The sequence below is a fragment of the Pseudomonas sp. NFX71 genome (genome assembly GCF_048079215.1).
Lineage (GTDB): Bacteria > Pseudomonadota > Gammaproteobacteria > Pseudomonadales > Pseudomonadaceae > Aquipseudomonas > Aquipseudomonas fluorescens_B.
This window is the reverse complement of record NZ_CP182230.1, coordinates 5,708,148-5,724,244: the sequence shown is the minus strand read 5'-3', so window position 1 is coordinate 5,724,244 and position 16,097 is coordinate 5,708,148. Positions and strand designations below refer to the sequence as shown.

Here is a 16,097-nt window from a genome sequence, read left to right as displayed (position 1 = left end):
TTAACATCGCCGCTTTTGCACGATTGACCCGTTGAGAGCTGAGCACTGATGGCCACCAGATCCGTTGTACTCGATACCGAAACCACCGGCATGCCGGTGACCGACGGCCACCGGATTATCGAAATCGGTTGTGTCGAGTTGATCGGTCGGCGCCTGACGGGCCGGCATTTCCACGTTTACCTGCAACCGGACCGCGAAAGTGACGAAGGCGCCATTGGCGTCCACGGCATTACCAACGAATTCCTGGTGGGCAAGCCACGCTTCACTGAAGTGGCCGATGAGTTTTTCGAATTCATCAAGGGTGCGCAGCTGATCATCCATAACGCCGCGTTCGACGTTGGTTTCATCAACAACGAATTCGCCCTCATGGGTCAGCACGATCGTGCTGACATCACGCAACACTGTTCGATCCTCGACACCCTGATGATGGCCCGGGAACGTCACCCGGGGCAGCGCAACAGCCTCGACGCCTTGTGCAAACGTTATGGCGTCGACAACTCCGGCCGTGAACTTCACGGCGCCTTGCTCGACTCCGAGATTCTCGCCGACGTCTACCTGACCATGACCGGCGGCCAGACCAGCCTGTCGCTGGCCGGCAACGCGTCCGATGGCAATGGTTCCGGCGAAGGCGCGGACAACTCCGCCACCGAAATCCGCCGCTTGCCGGCTGACCGTCAGCGGACCCGGATCATTCGCGCCAGCGAAGATGACCTGGCCCGGCACGTGGCGCGGATGGAAGCCATTGCCAAATCTGCCGGCGCTCCGGCGCTGTGGGTGCAACTGGCTGAGGCTGAAGCTGAAGCTCAGGCGTAGGCCCTTCCAATAGATCTTGATAAAGCCTGCCGCCCACGATGACCCATTTCGGGGCATTGCACTCGCCACATCCGCCTCGACCCTCTACCCTGAGGGTATTGGCAGGCCAGGGCCTGCCGCCTCAGGACACTGAGCCCCATGTACAAAGATCTGAAATTCCCGGTCCTGATCGTCCATCGCGACATCAAGGCCGACACCGTCGCCGGTGATCGCGTGCGTGGCATCGCCCGGGAGCTGGAGCAGGAAGGCTTCAGCATTGTCTCGGCGGTGGATTACGCCGAGGGGCGGCTGGTCGCGTCGACCCATCACGGTCTCTCGTGCATGTTGATTGCCGCTGAAGATCCCAGCGCCAACTCTCATCTGCTACAGAACATGGCCGAACTGATCAGCCTGGCGCGGGTGCGTGCGCCGGACTTGCCGATCTTCGCGCTGGGCGAGCAAGTGACGCTGGAAAACGCCCCGGCCGATGCGATGGACGAGCTCAATCAATTGCGCGGCATTCTTTATCTGTTCGAAGACACCGTGCCGTTTCTGGCGCGGCAGGTCGCGCGAGCCGCACGTAAATACCTGGACGGCCTGTTGCCACCATTCTTCAAGGCGTTGGTGCAACATACCGCCGACTCCAATTATTCCTGGCATACGCCCGGCCATGGTGGTGGCGTGGCGTATCACAAGAGCCCGGTGGGGCAGGCGTTCCACCAGTTTTTCGGGGAAAACACCCTGCGTTCTGATTTGTCGGTGTCGGTGCCCGAACTGGGTTCGCTGCTCGATCACACCGGCCCGCTCGCCGAGGCGGAAGCGCGAGCGGCGCGCAACTTCGGCGCCGATCACACTTTTTTCGTGATCAATGGCACCTCGACCGCCAACAAGATCGTCTGGCATTCCATGGTTGCCCGCGATGACCTGGTGCTGGTGGACCGCAATTGCCACAAGTCGGTGCTGCACTCGATCATCATGACCGGCGCGATTCCGCTGTACCTGTGCCCGGAGCGCAACGAGCTGGGGATCATCGGCCCGATTCCGCTGAGCGAATTCAGCCGCGAGTCGATCCAGGCCAAGATCGACGCCAGCCCGCTGACCAAGGGCCGCGCACCCAAGGTCAAACTGGCGGTGGTGACCAACTCCACCTACGACGGCCTGTGTTACAACGCCGAACTGATCAAGCAAAGCCTGGGCAACAGCGTCGAAGTGCTGCATTTTGATGAGGCCTGGTATGCCTATGCGGCGTTTCACGAGTTCTTCGCCGGGCGTTACGGCATGGGCACTTCCCGCAGCGAAGACAGCCCGCTGGTGTTCACCACCCATTCCACGCACAAACTGTTGGCGGCGTTCAGTCAGGCCTCGATGATTCATGTTCAGGATGGCGGCGCCCGGCAACTGGACCGCGACCGCTTCAACGAAGCGTTCATGATGCACATCTCCACGTCGCCGCAGTACAGCATCATTGCTTCGCTGGACGTGGCATCGGCCATGATGGAAGGCCCGGCCGGTCGTTCCCTGTTACAGGAAATGTTCGACGAAGCCTTGAGTTTTCGCCGGGCACTGGCGAACCTGCGGCAACACATTGCTGCCGATGACTGGTGGTTTTCCATTTGGCAGCCGCCATCCGTGGAAGGCATCGAACGTGTGGTCACTGAAGACTGGCTGTTGCAACCAGATGCCGACTGGCACGGATTTGGCGGCGTGACCGACGACTATGTGCTGCTCGATCCGATCAAAGTCACGCTGGTGATGCCGGGCCTGACGGCGGGCGGCGCGTTAAGCGAGCGGGGGATTCCGGCGGCGGTGGTCAGCAAGTTTCTCTGGGAGCGCGGGCTGGTCGTCGAGAAGACCGGTTTGTATTCGTTCCTGGTGCTGTTTTCCATGGGTATCACCAAGGGCAAATGGAGCACGCTGTTGACCGAGTTGCTGGAGTTCAAGCGCAGCTATGACGGCAACGTCAGCCTTTCGACCTGCCTGCCGTGCGTGGCGCAGCAGGACGGTGCGCGCTATAAGGGCATGGGATTGCGCGATCTATGCGATCAATTGCACGCCTGCTACCGCAGCAATGCCACCGCCAAACATCTCAAGCGCATGTACACGGTGCTACCGGAAATCGCCCTGAAACCGGCCGACGCCTATGATCAACTGGTGCGAGGCGAGGTGGAGGCCGTGTCGATCGATGCGCTGGACGGCCGCATCGCCGCCGTCATGCTGGTGCCGTACCCGCCGGGGATCCCGTTGATCATGCCCGGTGAACGTTTCACCGAATCAACCCGCTCGATCATCGATTACCTGGCGTTTGCCCGCACGTTCGACAGTAGTTTCCCGGGGTTTGTCGCCGATGTGCACGGCTTGCAACACGAAGACGAGGGCAATGGGCGGCATTACACCGTCGATTGCATCAAGGAGTGAGGACCTTTCCCAGTATGCAACCGGTCATGAATCCGAAATACCCAGGGCTGTCAGTGCGCGTTGCCGACGATGGTTTCGCCGCTTATATCTGGGGCAGTGATTTCAGCTTTGAAGTCGCGGCCTATGGCGCAGCCGAAATCGGCAAGCCGGTGGAGCAGTGGCCGGTGACACCGATCACCCCTTACCGCAAGTGCTATGGCATAGATCCCGAGGAATTCAGCAGTTTCCGCGATGCCGCCGACAGTGCGATTTTCATGGCGTATCTCGATGATGAGCCCGTGGGCCACCTGGTGGTCAGCACCAACTGGAACGGCTTTGCCCACATCGACGAGCTGGCGGTGCATGCGCCGGCGCGGCGCCATGGCGTGGCCAAGGCGTTGCTGGATGTGGCGCAGTTCTGGAGTCGCAAGAAAAAACTGCCGGGCATCATGCTCGAAACCCAGAACAACAACCTGGGGGCTTGCCGGCTCTATGAGCGATGCGGGTATGTGATTGGCGGTATCGATCATCTGCGCTATCGCGGCATCGACCCCAACACCGCCGAGATCGCGTTGTTCTGGTATCGATTGTTCGATAATCCGCTGGAAAACCCGATCAGCTCGCCAACATCGCCACGGCTTGTTCCGTGACGATATCCAGCAAGGCCTGAGCGGCCGGTGAAGGCTCGCCGTTCTTCAAGGTCAGGGCGTAGACGCTGATCGGTACGGCGGGCGCCAGCGGGCAGGCGTCCAGGCCCGCGGATTTCGCCCCGAGTGCGGTGAACGGATCGACAATCGCCAGACCCTCACCGGCCTCGACCATGCTGCGCATCATCTGGTGTGTCTGAACCCGGGTGTGGACGACGGGGGCAGGGCGTAGCCCGTGCAGTTTGTTGTCGAGCGCCGGGCTCAGCGGATCATGACCTTCCAGGCCGACCATCGACTGGCCCGCCAGATCCTGCAGCGAAATGTACTTCTGCTTCGGTTGCAGCCAGCCGTGGGGGGCCAACAGCTGCAGTTTGCCCTGGGCAATGACCTGACAATGAATATCCGCGTGATCGGGGTCGTGCAGGCTCAGGCCCAGATCGCTTTCGCGCAGCAGCAGGCTTCGGACGATGTCGCGGGTGGGTTGGCTCAACAGGCTGCAAGGCACGTCGGGCAGACGCCGGCGCAGGGCCGCGATGCTCTGGGGCAGCAACTGTTGAGCCAGAGGCGGCGTGCAAATGATGCGAAGGGGTGGGGCCTGATACTGCTTGAGGCTGCTGGCCAGACGCTGGACCGGTTCGAGCGCCTCGTAGACGTGGGCGATTTCGACCTGTAACTCCCGCGCCTCGCGCGTGGCTTGCAAGCGTCCACGCACGCTGGAAAACAACATGAAACCCAGCTGACTCTCAGCGTCACGCAGAATGCTTTCGACCTCGGCCACTGGCAACTGCAACCATTCGGCGGCGGTGCCCAGGTGACCGGTCTGCAGAATCGCCTGTATCACTTCGATATGACGTAAACGCATGCGTGAAGTCCATGTTCAGCAGGTGAGGGAGTCAGTGGCTGAATCCTAACCCAAGTCCGCGCACAAGACTTCTGCTCATAACGCGAGGTTATGAGGCTACGTTGGTTTCCGGCAGTTTGTCGACATAGGTGTCGGGTTCACGCACGATGGTGACATCCGATTGCACCAGCAAAAACTGGTTGTCATCGAGTTTTCTTACGCGATCGCCAATGGCCAGCTTATAAGTGGTCACAGGCACGGAGCCGGCGAGACCGTCTGCCGACGGGGTGGATTCCTGGAACTCATGCACGGAATAGACACGGCCTTCTGCGTCTCTTGCATGGAACTGACCGACAAGTACTGCTGCCATCTGCTTAGAACCTCTGGAGATAAATCACTCAATTTGCGGTTCTGTAGACCGTGGTTGGGCGAGGTAAGTTTTCCTACAGGAAAAAAATAGTCAGGGACGGCATTTTCAGTCGTCCGCTGAGTGAATCGTCATCTATAACTACAAGCTCTTCCATCGGACAGTCGAGAATCTTCCATGAGCAACGTCTATACGATCGCCGTTCTGGTCGGCAGCTTGAGAAAGGAATCGATCAATCGCAAGGTCGCGTTGGCCCTGGCCGATCTGGCTCCTGCAAATCTCAAACTGAACATCGTCGAAATTGGCGACCTGCCGCTGTACAACGAAGACATCGATGGTGCTTCACCGCCGGCAGCCTACAGCACTTTCCGGCAACAAGTGAGTTCATCCGACGCGTTGCTGTTCGTCACGCCGGAATACAACCGTTCGGTGCCGGCGCCCTTGAAGAATGCGATCGACGTCGGTTCGCGGCCCTATGGCAAGAGCGCCTGGGGTGGCAAGCCTGGGGCGGTGATCAGCGTTTCACCGGGGGCGGTCGGTGGGTTTGGCGCCAACCATCACCTGCGCCAGTCCATGGTGTTTCTCGATGTGCCGTGCATGCAGCAACCGGAAGCGTACATCGGCGGTGCCGGCACAGCGTTCGACGAGACGGGTAAGTTGTCCGAGTCGCTCAAGCCGTTCTTGCAAAAATTCATCGATGCCTATGGGAAGTGGGTCGAACAGCACAAGAAGGTCTGACAAATGCCCGGCAACCCTGTAGGAGCGAGACAAGTCGGGTCGCCGTACCGCTCGCTCCTACAGGGTTGTTGGCAACGCCTGCTGCCAGTGGCGAGAGATCACAGCTAGCCCTCGCCACATGCGGTAGCCGGAAACGTCGCTTTACCGAATATTCGAAATTCCATATATTCACGCCTCGTTTGTCTGGAGGCGTGTTCCCACATGTCCTATTCCCGTGGTCCCGTCGATGTTTTCAAGGCCCTGGCCGATGACACGCGCAGTCGTATCGCCATGCTGATTGCCTGCGAAGGCGAGTTGTGCGTGTGTGAGTTGACTGCCGGGCTGGACCTCAGCCAACCGAAGATCTCGCGTCATCTGGCGCAATTGCGCAGCAACGGGCTGCTGTCGGATCGTCGTCAGGGGCAATGGGTGTTTTATCGCCTGCACCCGCAACTATCGCCGTGGGTAATCACACTGTTGCAAGGCGCATTGGCGGATCACGGCGAATGGCTCGCTGCTGATGTCGCCCGTTTGCAGGCCATGGCTGATCGCCCGGTGCGCTGCTGCTAACCCCGATTTCTTTTGAAGGCTGCTTTACATGCTTATAGCGTCGTTGATTTTCCTGCTGACCATTACCCTGGTGATCTGGCAACCCAAAGGCCTCGGCGTCGGCTGGAGTGCGGTACTCGGTGCGGTGCTGGCGCTGATTTTCGGGGTGGTGCACCTGAGCGATATCCCGCTGGTGTGGCAGATCATCTGGAACGCCACCGGCACCTTTGTCGCGCTGATCATCATCAGCCTGTTGCTGGACGAGGCAGGGTTCTTTGCCTGGGCGGCGTTGCATGTCGCGCGCTGGGGTCATGGCAGTGGGCGCAAGCTGTTTGCCTACATGGTGCTGCTCGGCGCGCTGGTGTCAGCGCTGTTTGCCAATGACGGTGCGGCGCTGATCCTCACGCCCATCGTGATTTCCATGTTACTGGCGTTGCGTTTTTCACCCGCAACGACGCTGGCGTTCGTGATGGGCGCCGGGTTCATCGCCGACACCGCAAGCCTGCCATTGGTGGTGTCGAACCTGGTGAACATCGTTTCCGCCGACTTTTTTCACATCAGTTTCAATCGCTATGCGGCGGTGATGATCCCGGTCAATCTGGTCAGCGTCGCGGCGACGCTGGCGGTGCTGATGTGGTTCTTTCGACGCGACATTCCCAAGGATTACGATCCGCAGCAACTGGCGCATCCGGCCAGCGCCATCCACGACAAAGCGACTTTTTTAGCGGGTTGGGTGGTCTTGGTGATCCTGTTGCTTGGCTGTTTTGCGCTGGAACCGCTGGGCATTCCCATCAGTGCCATTTCGGCGGTGTGCGCGGCGTTGCTGCTGGCCATTGCGGCCCGGGGCCACAAGATTTCCACGCGCAAGGTGATGAAAGAAGCACCGTGGCAGATCGTGATTTTCTCGCTGGGCATGTATCTGGTGGTCTACGGGCTGCGCAACGCCGGACTCACCGGGTATCTGGCGGGCTGGCTGAACGGTTTTGCCGGTTATGGCGTTTGGGGCGCAGCGATGGGCACCGGTGTGCTGACCGCGCTCCTGTCGTCGATGATGAACAATCTGCCGACGGTGCTGATTGGTTTGCTGTCGATTGATGCCAGCCAGGCAACAGGCGTGGTGAAGGAAGCGATGATCTACGCCAACGTCATCGGCAGTGACCTTGGGCCGAAGATTACGCCGATCGGCAGCCTGGCGACGTTGTTGTGGCTGCATGTGCTGGAGCGCAAGAGTATCCGGATCGGATGGGGGTATTACTTCAGGGTCGGGATTGTGTTGACGGTGCCGGTGTTGCTGCTGACGTTGGCGGCGCTGGCCGTGCGGTTGTCCGTTTAAACCGGGTTGGCCCTGTCGCGGGCTTGCCCGCGATGAGGCCCGTCCATTCACCATGAATCTCAACCATTGCCCGGCACATTCGGCCAAAGATCCGCCACCAGAAACAACCGCTCTGCCTCTTCCCAATCGCCCTCGGCATTCTCGATCAAACGCACCAGCAACTGCGCCGGCGCCAGCGGCTCCAGCTCGCTGAGCCACGCCTCCAGTTGTTCCGTGTTCCAGGTCTGCTCCACCGGATAATGCGCCGGCGCCAGCCAGGCATGGCGGGGCAGGGGTTGCCAGCGCCCGAGCGGACGCTGTGCGACAAAATCCTTCCAGTCCTTTTGATGCAGCCAGCTTCCGCGTAAATGTTGCGGATGTGCGCCGTCCGGTGGTTGGGACTGCCCCGGCCACGGATACAACAAATACCCGCCCAGCCACAAATGCGCACTGAACTGCTGAATGTCCAGCGCCGCCAGCACTTCACGGCTCTCCGGCCGGGCGGAAATGGGCAACTGATGCTGACTCAGGTGAGCCAGTTTACGGTCCAGCCGATCGTGGCAACCCGGGCCCAGCCAATGTGCCGTGTCGTGCCCATCGCCGTCTTGCGGGCCCAGGTAAAGCTTGATTGCCAGTTCCAGGTGATGCACGCCGTCGCGATCACGCAGCAGCATGTCCAGCTCGCCCAGCGTATGCCCCTCGCGGCGGATCGGCATATTGGCGGCAATCAGATCGATGCCCGGCGCATGCCGCACGGCGTATTGCCACAGCCGTTCATAGTACAGACCCAGGCGCCGGGTCCGGGCCTGGGCCAGCCAGTGCAGCAAGTCATAACTGTCGCGATCCAGTTGCCGCAGCCAATGCTCCAGCCGTTCCGGCGCCTGCACCCAGTCACTGCCGGCCAGCGGATGGCGTTGCGGCCACGGCGTAACCTCCAGCATCGGCGGCGCAAGGATGACCCACGCCAGGTCACGCACTTCCGGGTGGCGCAACTGGTGGGGTAACTGCAGCAAATCGGGAAATAGGATCATCTTGCGAGCATAGCCCTAAACATGAGTACACCCTTGTGGCTGAAAGGATTTTGTCTATCCCGCGCTTTCGCCCATAATCGTGTTTTTCGCCGTCGCAGGCCCCCGCGTCCCAATAGGAGCCCCATGGAGCAATTTCGTAATATCGGCATCATCGGTCGCCTGGGCAGTTCGCAGGTGCTGGATACCGTCCGCCGACTGAAACGGTTTCTGCTCGATCGTCACCTGCACGTGATCCTCGAAGACACTATCGCCGAAGTGCTGCCGGGTCATGGCCTGCAAACCTCGTCGCGCAAGATGCTCGGTGAAGTCTGTGACATGGTGATTGTTGTCGGTGGTGACGGTAGCCTGCTCGGCGCTGCGCGCGCACTGGCCCGGCACAATATTCCGGTGCTCGGCATCAACCGGGGCAGCCTGGGTTTCCTCACCGATATCCGCCCGGACGAACTCGAAGTCAAAGTCGCCGAAGTGCTCGACGGCCACTATCTGGTGGAAAACCGCTTCCTGCTGCAGGCTGAGGTCCGCCGTCACGCCGAGGCCATCGGGCAGGGCGATGCACTGAACGATGTGGTGCTGCACCCCGGCAAATCGACGCGGATGATCGAGTTCGAGCTGTACATTGATGGACAGTTCGTCTGCAGCCAGAAGGCCGACGGCCTGATCGTCGCCACGCCGACCGGTTCGACCGCTTACGCACTGTCGGCGGGTGGCCCGATCATGCATCCCAAGCTCGACGCTATTGTGATTGTGCCGATGTACCCCCATACCTTGTCAGGCAGGCCAATTGTGGTCGATGGCAACAGTGAGCTGAAAATCGTCGTGTCCAAGGATATGCAGATCTACCCGCAAGTCTCCTGTGACGGGCAGAACCACTTCACCTGCGCGCCGGGTGACACCATCACCATCAGCAAGAAAGCGCAGAAGCTGCGGCTGATTCACCCGCTCGACCACAACTACTACGAAGTCTGCCGGACCAAGCTCGGCTGGGGCAGCAAGTTGGGGGGTGGAGGCGACTGATGCTCGATCCCGCACGAAGTTACGACCTGATCGGTGACGTGCACGGATGCGCTCTGACCCTTGAGCACTTGCTCGACCGGCTCGGTTATCACAAACAAGGTGGTGTCTGGCGGCATGCGTCGCGCATGGCGGTGTTCGTTGGTGACATCATCGACCGTGGCCCGCGGATTCGCGAGGCGCTGCACATCGTCCACGATATGGTCGAGGCTGGGCAGGCGTTGTGCATCATGGGCAACCACGAATTCAACGCACTGGGCTGGAGCACGCCGGCACCTCCGGGCAGCGGCAAGCAGTTCGTTCGTGAGCACACCCCGCGTCATGCGCGCCTGCTGGGCGAAACCCTGACCCAGTTTGAAGATCACCCCGGCGACTGGCATGACTTCCAGCAATGGTTCTACGAATTACCCCTGTTTCTGGATGCCGGGCGCTTCCGCGTGGTACACGCCTGCTGGGATTCGGGCCTGATCGAACCGTTGCGCGCGCTGTTTGCCGATGGTTGCGTCGATGAACATTTCCTCCAGGCGTCGGCCGTGCCGGGCAGCTTTGCCTGCACCGTGTTCGACCGCCTGCTGCGCGGCACCGACATGCGCCTGCCTCACGGTTTGACCATGACCAGCGGCGATGGCCTGACGCGCTCGTTCTTCCGCACCAAGTTCTGGGAAGACGACCCGCAAACCTACGGCGACATCGTGTTCCAGCCGGACGCCTTGCCGGAACCCGTGGCCCGAACGCCGCTGTCCTCCACCGAAAAAGACACCTTGTTGCGCTATGGCATTGACGAGCCCCTGTTGTTCGTCGGCCACTACTGGCGCAGCGGTAAACCGGCGCCGATCCGCCCGAACCTGGCCTGCCTGGATTACAGCGCGGTGCTCTACGGCAAACTGGTTGCCTATCGTCTGGACGGGGAAACCCGGCTCGATCCGCACAAGTTTGTCTGGGTCGATGTCGAACGCCCCGAGGCCTTGCGATGAGCGCCGTTCCGGTATTGCGCCTGCCGCTGGCGGTGGATCTGAGCGGGTTCGTCATACTGCTGCAACGCATGCAGGTGCCGCATAGGGTCAGCGAAGAGCAGGGCGAGCAGGTGCTGTGGGTGCCCGCCAGTATCAGTGAAGACGTTCGTGCGTTGTACGAGCGTTTCCCGGCGGGTGATCCCGATCACCAACTCGACATTCCGGTGACGAAAACCACAAAGCGCCCCGGTTTCACCGAGCAATTGCGTCACGCCAAAGCAACTGCACTGGTGCTGTTGCTGAGCCTGATCGTCGGCGCGGTGACGCTGCTGGGCGAAAACCTCGACACCCTGCGCTGGCTGACCTTCCTCGATTTCCGGGTGGTCGGCGAGTACATCCATTTTGTGCCACTGGCTGACAGCCTGGCGGCGGGGCAGTGGTGGCGTCTGGTGACGCCGATGCTGATCCACTTCGGTTTCCTGCACCTGGCCATGAACGGCATGTGGTATTGGGAGCTGGGACGGCGCATCGAGTCGCGCCAGGGCGGCATCAACCTGATCGGCCTGACCTTGCTGTTTGCCCTCGTGTCCAATTACGCCCAGTTCGTTTTCAGCGGCCCCACCTTGTTTGGCGGGTTGTCCGGTGTGCTGTACGGCCTGCTCGGGCATTGCTGGATCTTCCAGATTCTGTCGCCGAACCGGGCTTATCGCCTGCCGCGCGGCGTACTGGTCATGATGCTGATATGGCTGCTGCTGTGCCTGTCCGGGCTGGTCTCGATGATCGGCTTCGGTGAAATTGCCAACGCCGCCCACGTCGGCGGGTTGCTCGTCGGATGCCTTACCGGTTTGTTGGGCGGTTTGTACAACCGCCGTAAACTGGCCGTCCAGAATCGTATGTGAATCAAAGAGCGCGGAGACCTTGATGTCCTCTTTTAACGAAATGATCAAAAACATCACCCCGGATATCTACCAGAGCCTGAAACTGGCGGTGGAAATCGGTAAATGGTCGGACGGTGGCAAACTCACCGCCGAGCAACGTGAACTGTCGCTGCAAGCGATGATCGCCTGGGAAATCCAGAACCTGCCGGAAGACGAGCGCACTGGCTACATGGGCCCGCAGGAGTGCAGCTCCAAGTCGATTACCGTACCGAATATCCTGTTCAAGTCGGATGCCATCCATTGATCGAGATTGGCCGCGGTGCAGTCAGTAAAATGTCGGCTCGCCTGGACGGGTCCGACGTGCAGTACGCGTTTCGTCTGGGCGAGGTCGAGGTGCCGGTCAATCCGTTGATCGGCAGCACGGTTCGCCTGGAATACCTGGGGGCGATCTCCTGTTCCCATTGCGGGCGCAAGACCAAAACCAGTTTCAGCCAGGGTTACTGCTACCCGTGCATGACCAAACTGGCGCAGTGCGACCTCTGCATCATGAGCCCGGAGCGTTGCCACTACGACGCCGGCACCTGCCGTGAACCGGAGTGGGGCGAGAAGTTCTGCATGACCGATCACATCGTGTATCTGTCGAACTCGTCCGGGATCAAAGTCGGGATTACCCGAGCCACCCAGCTGCCGACCCGCTGGATCGATCAGGGCGCCCGTCAGGCGTTGCCGATCATGCGTGTTTCGACCCGCCAGCAGTCGGGCTTTGTCGAAGACCTGTTTCGCAGTCAGGTGGCGGACAAGACCAACTGGCGTGCTTTACTCAAGGGCGAGGCGATTTCGGTGGATCTGGCCGAGGTTCGCGATCAGCTGTTTGATAGCTGCGCCGAAGGTTTGCAAGGTTTACAGGAACGATTCGGCCTACAGGCAATCCAGACTATTGCCGACATAGAGCCGCTCGAAATCCGCTACCCGGTTGAGCAATACCCGGCCAAAATCGTCAGTTTCAACCTGGACAAAAACCCGATTGCCGAAGGCACGCTGCTGGGGATCAAGGGCCAGTACCTGATTTTCGACACCGGCGTGATCAATATTCGTAAGTACACGGCTTATCAGCTCGCCGTGCATCAGTAAGGACTCCAGCATGCGCACCGAACAACCGAAGATGATCTATTTGAAAGACTATCAGGCGCCCGAGTACCTGATCGACGAAACGCACCTGACCTTCGAGTTGTTCGAGGACCACAGCCTGGTCCATGCGCAACTGGTGATGCGCCGCAATCCTGAGCGGGGTCCGGGCCTACCGCCCCTGGTACTCGATGGTCAGCAACTCGAGTTGTTGTCGGTGACCCTGGCCGATCGCGAGTTGAGTGATGCCGATTACCAACTGACCGAGAATCACCTGACCCTGCAGCCGACCAGCACCACGTTCACCGTCGACACCAGCGTCAGGATCCACCCGGAAACCAACACCGCGCTGGAAGGCCTGTACAAGTCCGGCACGATGTTCTGCACTCAGTGCGAGGCCGAAGGTTTTCGCAAGATCACCTATTACCTCGACCGCCCGGACGTGATGAGCAAGTTCACCACCACGGTGGTCGCCGAGCAGCACAGCTATCCGGTGCTGCTGTCCAACGGCAACCCGATTGCCAGCGGTCCGGGCGAAGACGGCCGTCATTGGGCCACGTGGGAAGACCCGTTCATGAAACCGGCCTACCTGTTTGCGCTGGTGGCCGGTGATTTGTGGTGCGTCGAAGACACCTTCACCACCATGACCGAGCGCTCCGTGGCGCTGCGTATCTATGTCGAGCCAGAAAACATCGACAAGTGCCAGCACGCGATGAACAGCCTGAAGAAGTCCATGCGCTGGGACGAAGAGGTCTACGGTCGCGAGTACGACCTGGACATCTTCATGATCGTTGCCGTCAACGACTTCAACATGGGCGCCATGGAGAACAAGGGGCTCAACATCTTCAACTCCAGCGCCGTGCTGGCTCGCGCCGAAACGGCGACCGACGCCGCACACCAGCGCGTGGAAGCGATCGTGGCCCACGAGTACTTCCACAACTGGTCGGGCAACCGCGTGACCTGCCGCGACTGGTTCCAGTTGTCGCTGAAGGAAGGCTTCACGGTGTTCCGTGATTCGGGTTTCTCCGCCGACATGAACTCGGCAACCGTGAAACGCATTCAGGACGTGGCTTACCTGCGCACCCACCAGTTCGCCGAAGACGCCGGTCCCATGGCTCACGCCGTTCGCCCGGACAGCTTCATCGAGATCTCCAACTTCTACACCCTGACCGTGTATGAAAAGGGCTCGGAAGTGGTCGGCATGATCCACACCTTGCTCGGCGCCGAAGGGTTCCGCAAAGGCAGCGACCTGTACTTCGAGCGCCATGACGGCCAGGCCGTGACCTGCGACGACTTCATCAAGGCCATGGAAGATGCCAACGGTGTCGACCTGACCCAGTTCAAACGCTGGTACAGCCAGGCCGGCACGCCGCGTCTGGCAGTGAGCGAGTCCTACGACGCCGCCGCGAAGACCTACAGCCTGACCTTCCGCCAGAGCTGCCCGCCAACCCCGGACAAGGTTGAAAAACTGCCGTTCGTGATTCCTGTCGAGTTGGGCCTGCTGGACTCCAAAGGCGCGGCCATTGCCTTGCGTCTTTCCGGCGAAGCCAGCGCACAGGGTACTTCGCGGGTTATATCGGTGACCGAAGCCGAGCAGACCTTCACGTTCTTCGACATCGCTGAACAGCCTTTGCCTTCGTTGCTGCGCGGCTTCTCGGCGCCGGTGAAACTGAGCTTCCCGTACAACCGTGATCAGCTGATGTTCCTGATGCAGCATGACAGCGACGGCTTCAATCGCTGGGATGCCGGTCAGCAACTCTCGGTTCACGTGCTGCAGGAACTGATCGCTCAGCAACAGAAGGGCGAGACGCTGGTCATGGATCAGCGTCTGGTTTGTGCGTTGCGCACCGTGCTGTCGGACGAAACGCTGGATCAGGCGATGGTTGCCGAAATGCTGTCGTTGCCGGGTGAAGCGTATCTGACCGAGATCAGCGAAGTGGCTGACGTCGATGCTATCCACATCGCCCGTGAGTTTGCCCGCAAGCAATTGGCGGACGGCTTGTTCGAAGCGCTGTGGCTGCGTTACCAGGCCAACCGTGATCTGTCGAAACAAACCCCGTACGTGGCCGAGGCCGAGCACTTTGCTCGTCGCGCCTTGCAGAATATCGCGCTGTCTTACCTGATGTTGAGCGGTAAGCCTGAAGTCCTGGCGGCGACGCTTGAGCAGTTCGAGACCAGCGACAATATGACCGAGCGCCTCACAGCGTTGGCCGTGCTGGTCAACTCATCGTTCGAAGAAGACAAGGCGCGGGCGCTGGCGAGTTTTGCCGAGCACTTCAAGGACAACCCGTTGGTCATGGACCAGTGGTTCAGCGTTCAGGCGGGCAGCACCTTGCCGGGTGGGCTGGAGCGGGTCAAGGCGTTGATGCAGCATCCGGCGTTCAACCTCAAGAACCCGAACAAGGTGCGAGCCTTGGTTGGTGCGTTTGCGGGGCAGAACCTGATCAACTTTCATGCGGCGGACGGGTCGGGTTATCGCTTCCTCGCGGATCTGGTGATCGAACTGAACGGCTTCAACCCGCAGATTGCTTCGCGCCAACTGGCGCCGCTGACGCGCTGGCGCAAATACGACGACGCTCGTCAGGCATTGATGAAAGGCGAGCTGGAGCGGATTCGCGCTTCGGGTCAGCTGTCCAGCGATGTGTTTGAAGTGGTCAGCAAAAGCCTGGCTTGAGTCTGGTTCGTTCCCACAGGGTTCACCCTGGACCTTGTGGGAGCTGGCTTGAACTGCGATGACGGGGTATCAGGCGACGAGTTTTTTGATGGTGTACATATCCATTCCTGCGGTAACGGCCGCTTAGGGTTTCGCCCTTACGGCGACTCACTTTTTTTTCAAACGCCAAAAAAAAGCAAGCAAAAAAAGGCTCGCCCCGAGCGTCCGGCCCCTCGCTGAGGCTCGGCGTTCCTTCGCTCCGGTATTCATCCGGGGACACTGCCCTCCGGTCTGCTTCGCGACGACCTACATGCAGCGTGTTCGACTGCGTCGAACGGCGCTGCGCGCCACTCCCCGGATGAACACCTCCACTCAGCCTCCCGAAGGGGCGGGTGGATCAAGATCAAGAGCTGCAGGCGAGCTAACGCTCGGCCTGATGAGTGGTGAAAAGCAAAAGCTACCGCGAGTCCCCTGTGGGCTAGCCTGCTAGCGATGGAGGTCCAGACACCACGTTCATTCAGACCGCACGCGTCATCGTTAACGACCATTGCTGGCAAGCCTGCTCCCACAGGGAAATGCGTACGCTTCAAATGACAGGCCGGCCGGTAGGCCGCCTCGCGGTGCTGTGGCGGTGGTCGCCCCCTCGTTAGGCCGAGTGGAGGTTCTGCGCAGTGGGCAACCCGGCATGGATGCCGGGTTAGCCGCCCCCGGCCATGGATGGCCGATGGCGGCGGGCCCACGGAGCAGGACCGGAAGGAGGGCATGCCGAGCCTTGGCGAGGCACCGAACGAAAGGGGCAAAAGCGTTTGGTTACTTGGCGCTTCTCC

General features: G+C 60.3%; 15 protein-coding genes. 12 read left to right on the top strand and 3 right to left on the bottom strand.

Annotation, left to right across the window (positions count from 1 at the left end; all coding sequences use genetic code 11):
• The first annotated feature begins 48 nt into the window (after window positions 1-48).
• The 3 genes from dnaQ (at window position 49) to ACM1ZW_RS26505 (ending at window position 3,836) form a co-directional block, all read left to right on the top strand.
• Window positions 49-813 carry a DNA polymerase III subunit epsilon gene (gene dnaQ, locus ACM1ZW_RS26515; protein WP_017338267.1) on the top strand — a complete coding sequence of 255 codons (765 nt, stop codon included), beginning with the start codon at window positions 49-51 and terminating at the stop codon, window positions 811-813.
• Between the two features lie 138 nt (window positions 814-951).
• Window positions 952-3,207 (top strand): Orn/Lys/Arg decarboxylase N-terminal domain-containing protein, encoded by a 2,256-nt coding sequence (locus ACM1ZW_RS26510; protein WP_414885210.1) that lies wholly within the window; start codon window positions 952-954, stop codon window positions 3,205-3,207.
• A gap of 14 nt (window positions 3,208-3,221) precedes the next feature.
• Window positions 3,222-3,836, top strand: coding sequence for a GNAT family N-acetyltransferase (locus tag ACM1ZW_RS26505; RefSeq protein ID WP_017338269.1), 615 nt, complete (start codon window positions 3,222-3,224; stop codon window positions 3,834-3,836).
• On the opposite strand, the gene ACM1ZW_RS26500 is transcribed toward ACM1ZW_RS26505, so the two are convergent.
• Together ACM1ZW_RS26500 and ACM1ZW_RS26495 are read right to left on the bottom strand one after the other, a co-directional pair.
• The gene (locus ACM1ZW_RS26500; protein WP_416739693.1) at window positions 3,802-4,695 is read right to left on the bottom strand and encodes a LysR family transcriptional regulator; all 894 of its coding nucleotides are present in this window, start codon (window positions 4,693-4,695) and stop codon (window positions 3,802-3,804) included. The two genes, ACM1ZW_RS26505 and ACM1ZW_RS26500, sit on opposite strands and share 35 nt — an antisense overlap.
• An 88-nt stretch (window positions 4,696-4,783) precedes the next feature.
• Window positions 4,784-5,044: a hypothetical protein gene (locus tag ACM1ZW_RS26495; protein ID WP_017338271.1), complete on the bottom strand. Its 261-nt coding sequence runs from the start codon at window positions 5,042-5,044 to the stop codon at window positions 4,784-4,786.
• 174 nt (window positions 5,045-5,218) lie between these two features.
• Here ACM1ZW_RS26495 and ACM1ZW_RS26490 point away from each other — a divergent pair, with 174 nt between their 5' ends.
• From ACM1ZW_RS26490 to ACM1ZW_RS26480, 3 genes are all read left to right on the top strand, one after another.
• Entirely contained in the window at window positions 5,219-5,779 is a 561-nt protein-coding gene (locus ACM1ZW_RS26490; RefSeq protein ID WP_017338272.1) for an NADPH-dependent FMN reductase, read from the top strand.
• 201 nt (window positions 5,780-5,980) lie between these two features.
• A complete protein-coding gene (locus ACM1ZW_RS26485; protein ID WP_017338273.1) occupies window positions 5,981-6,328 on the top strand; it encodes a metalloregulator ArsR/SmtB family transcription factor in 348 nt (115 codons plus the stop codon).
• 28 nt (window positions 6,329-6,356) lie between these two features.
• Window positions 6,357-7,640, top strand: a complete 1,284-nt coding sequence (locus ACM1ZW_RS26480) for an arsenic transporter (protein ID WP_414885208.1) — start codon at window positions 6,357-6,359, stop codon at window positions 7,638-7,640.
• Window positions 7,641-7,699: 59 nt separating this feature from the next.
• Here the strand turns inward: ACM1ZW_RS26480 and ACM1ZW_RS26475 are convergent, their stop codons facing one another.
• Entirely contained in the window at window positions 7,700-8,650 is a 951-nt protein-coding gene (locus ACM1ZW_RS26475) for a DUF1853 family protein (RefSeq protein WP_017338275.1), read from the bottom strand.
• A 123-nt stretch (window positions 8,651-8,773) separates the two neighbouring features.
• On the opposite strand from ACM1ZW_RS26475, the gene ACM1ZW_RS26470 reads away from it, so the two are divergent.
• The 6 genes from ACM1ZW_RS26470 to pepN are packed head-to-tail and all read left to right on the top strand — an operon-like array spanning window position 8,774 to window position 15,291.
• Window positions 8,774-9,664: an NAD(+) kinase gene (locus ACM1ZW_RS26470; RefSeq protein ID WP_007906781.1), complete on the top strand. Its 891-nt coding sequence runs from the start codon at window positions 8,774-8,776 to the stop codon at window positions 9,662-9,664.
• Complete coding sequence (locus ACM1ZW_RS26465; RefSeq protein ID WP_193393031.1) at window positions 9,661-10,635, top strand: metallophosphoesterase; 975 nt, start codon at window positions 9,661-9,663, stop codon at window positions 10,633-10,635. Before ACM1ZW_RS26470 ends, ACM1ZW_RS26465 begins: the two co-directional genes overlap by 4 nt.
• Complete coding sequence (locus tag ACM1ZW_RS26460) at window positions 10,632-11,513, top strand: rhomboid family intramembrane serine protease (protein WP_017338277.1); 882 nt, start codon at window positions 10,632-10,634, stop codon at window positions 11,511-11,513. The genes ACM1ZW_RS26465 and ACM1ZW_RS26460 overlap by 4 nt, the downstream gene beginning before the upstream one ends.
• 22 nt (window positions 11,514-11,535) lie before the next feature.
• On the top strand, window positions 11,536-11,796 hold the full coding sequence (locus ACM1ZW_RS26455) for a YeaC family protein (protein ID WP_214383742.1): 261 nt from the start codon (window positions 11,536-11,538) through the stop codon (window positions 11,794-11,796).
• Window positions 11,793-12,623 (top strand): DUF2797 domain-containing protein, encoded by an 831-nt coding sequence (locus ACM1ZW_RS26450; RefSeq protein WP_416739692.1) that lies wholly within the window; start codon window positions 11,793-11,795, stop codon window positions 12,621-12,623. Before ACM1ZW_RS26455 ends, ACM1ZW_RS26450 begins: the two co-directional genes overlap by 4 nt.
• Window positions 12,624-12,633: 10 nt before the next feature.
• The gene (gene pepN, locus ACM1ZW_RS26445) at window positions 12,634-15,291 is read left to right on the top strand and encodes an aminopeptidase N (RefSeq protein ID WP_416739691.1); all 2,658 of its coding nucleotides are present in this window, start codon (window positions 12,634-12,636) and stop codon (window positions 15,289-15,291) included.
• Window positions 15,292-16,097 lie beyond the last annotated feature (806 nt).

Coding starts and splice junctions, on each gene's coding strand:
- ACM1ZW_RS26480 (WP_414885208.1), top strand. CDS start 6,357: ATGCTTATAGCGTCGTTGATTTTCCTGCTGACCATTACCCTGGTGATC.
- ACM1ZW_RS26470 (WP_007906781.1), top strand. CDS start 8,774: ATGGAGCAATTTCGTAATATCGGCATCATCGGTCGCCTGGGCAGTTCG.
- dnaQ (WP_017338267.1), top strand. CDS start 49: ATGGCCACCAGATCCGTTGTACTCGATACCGAAACCACCGGCATGCCG.
- ACM1ZW_RS26475 (WP_017338275.1), bottom strand. CDS start 8,650: ATGATCCTATTTCCCGATTTGCTGCAGTTACCCCACCAGTTGCGCCAC.
- ACM1ZW_RS26500 (WP_416739693.1), bottom strand. CDS start 4,695: ATGCGTTTACGTCATATCGAAGTGATACAGGCGATTCTGCAGACCGGT.
- pepN (WP_416739691.1), top strand. CDS start 12,634: ATGCGCACCGAACAACCGAAGATGATCTATTTGAAAGACTATCAGGCG.
- ACM1ZW_RS26460 (WP_017338277.1), top strand. CDS start 10,632: ATGAGCGCCGTTCCGGTATTGCGCCTGCCGCTGGCGGTGGATCTGAGC.
- ACM1ZW_RS26505 (WP_017338269.1), top strand. CDS start 3,222: ATGCAACCGGTCATGAATCCGAAATACCCAGGGCTGTCAGTGCGCGTT.
- ACM1ZW_RS26490 (WP_017338272.1), top strand. CDS start 5,219: ATGAGCAACGTCTATACGATCGCCGTTCTGGTCGGCAGCTTGAGAAAG.
- ACM1ZW_RS26510 (WP_414885210.1), top strand. CDS start 952: ATGTACAAAGATCTGAAATTCCCGGTCCTGATCGTCCATCGCGACATC.
- ACM1ZW_RS26495 (WP_017338271.1), bottom strand. CDS start 5,044: ATGGCAGCAGTACTTGTCGGTCAGTTCCATGCAAGAGACGCAGAAGGC.
- ACM1ZW_RS26485 (WP_017338273.1), top strand. CDS start 5,981: ATGTCCTATTCCCGTGGTCCCGTCGATGTTTTCAAGGCCCTGGCCGAT.
- ACM1ZW_RS26455 (WP_214383742.1), top strand. CDS start 11,536: ATGTCCTCTTTTAACGAAATGATCAAAAACATCACCCCGGATATCTAC.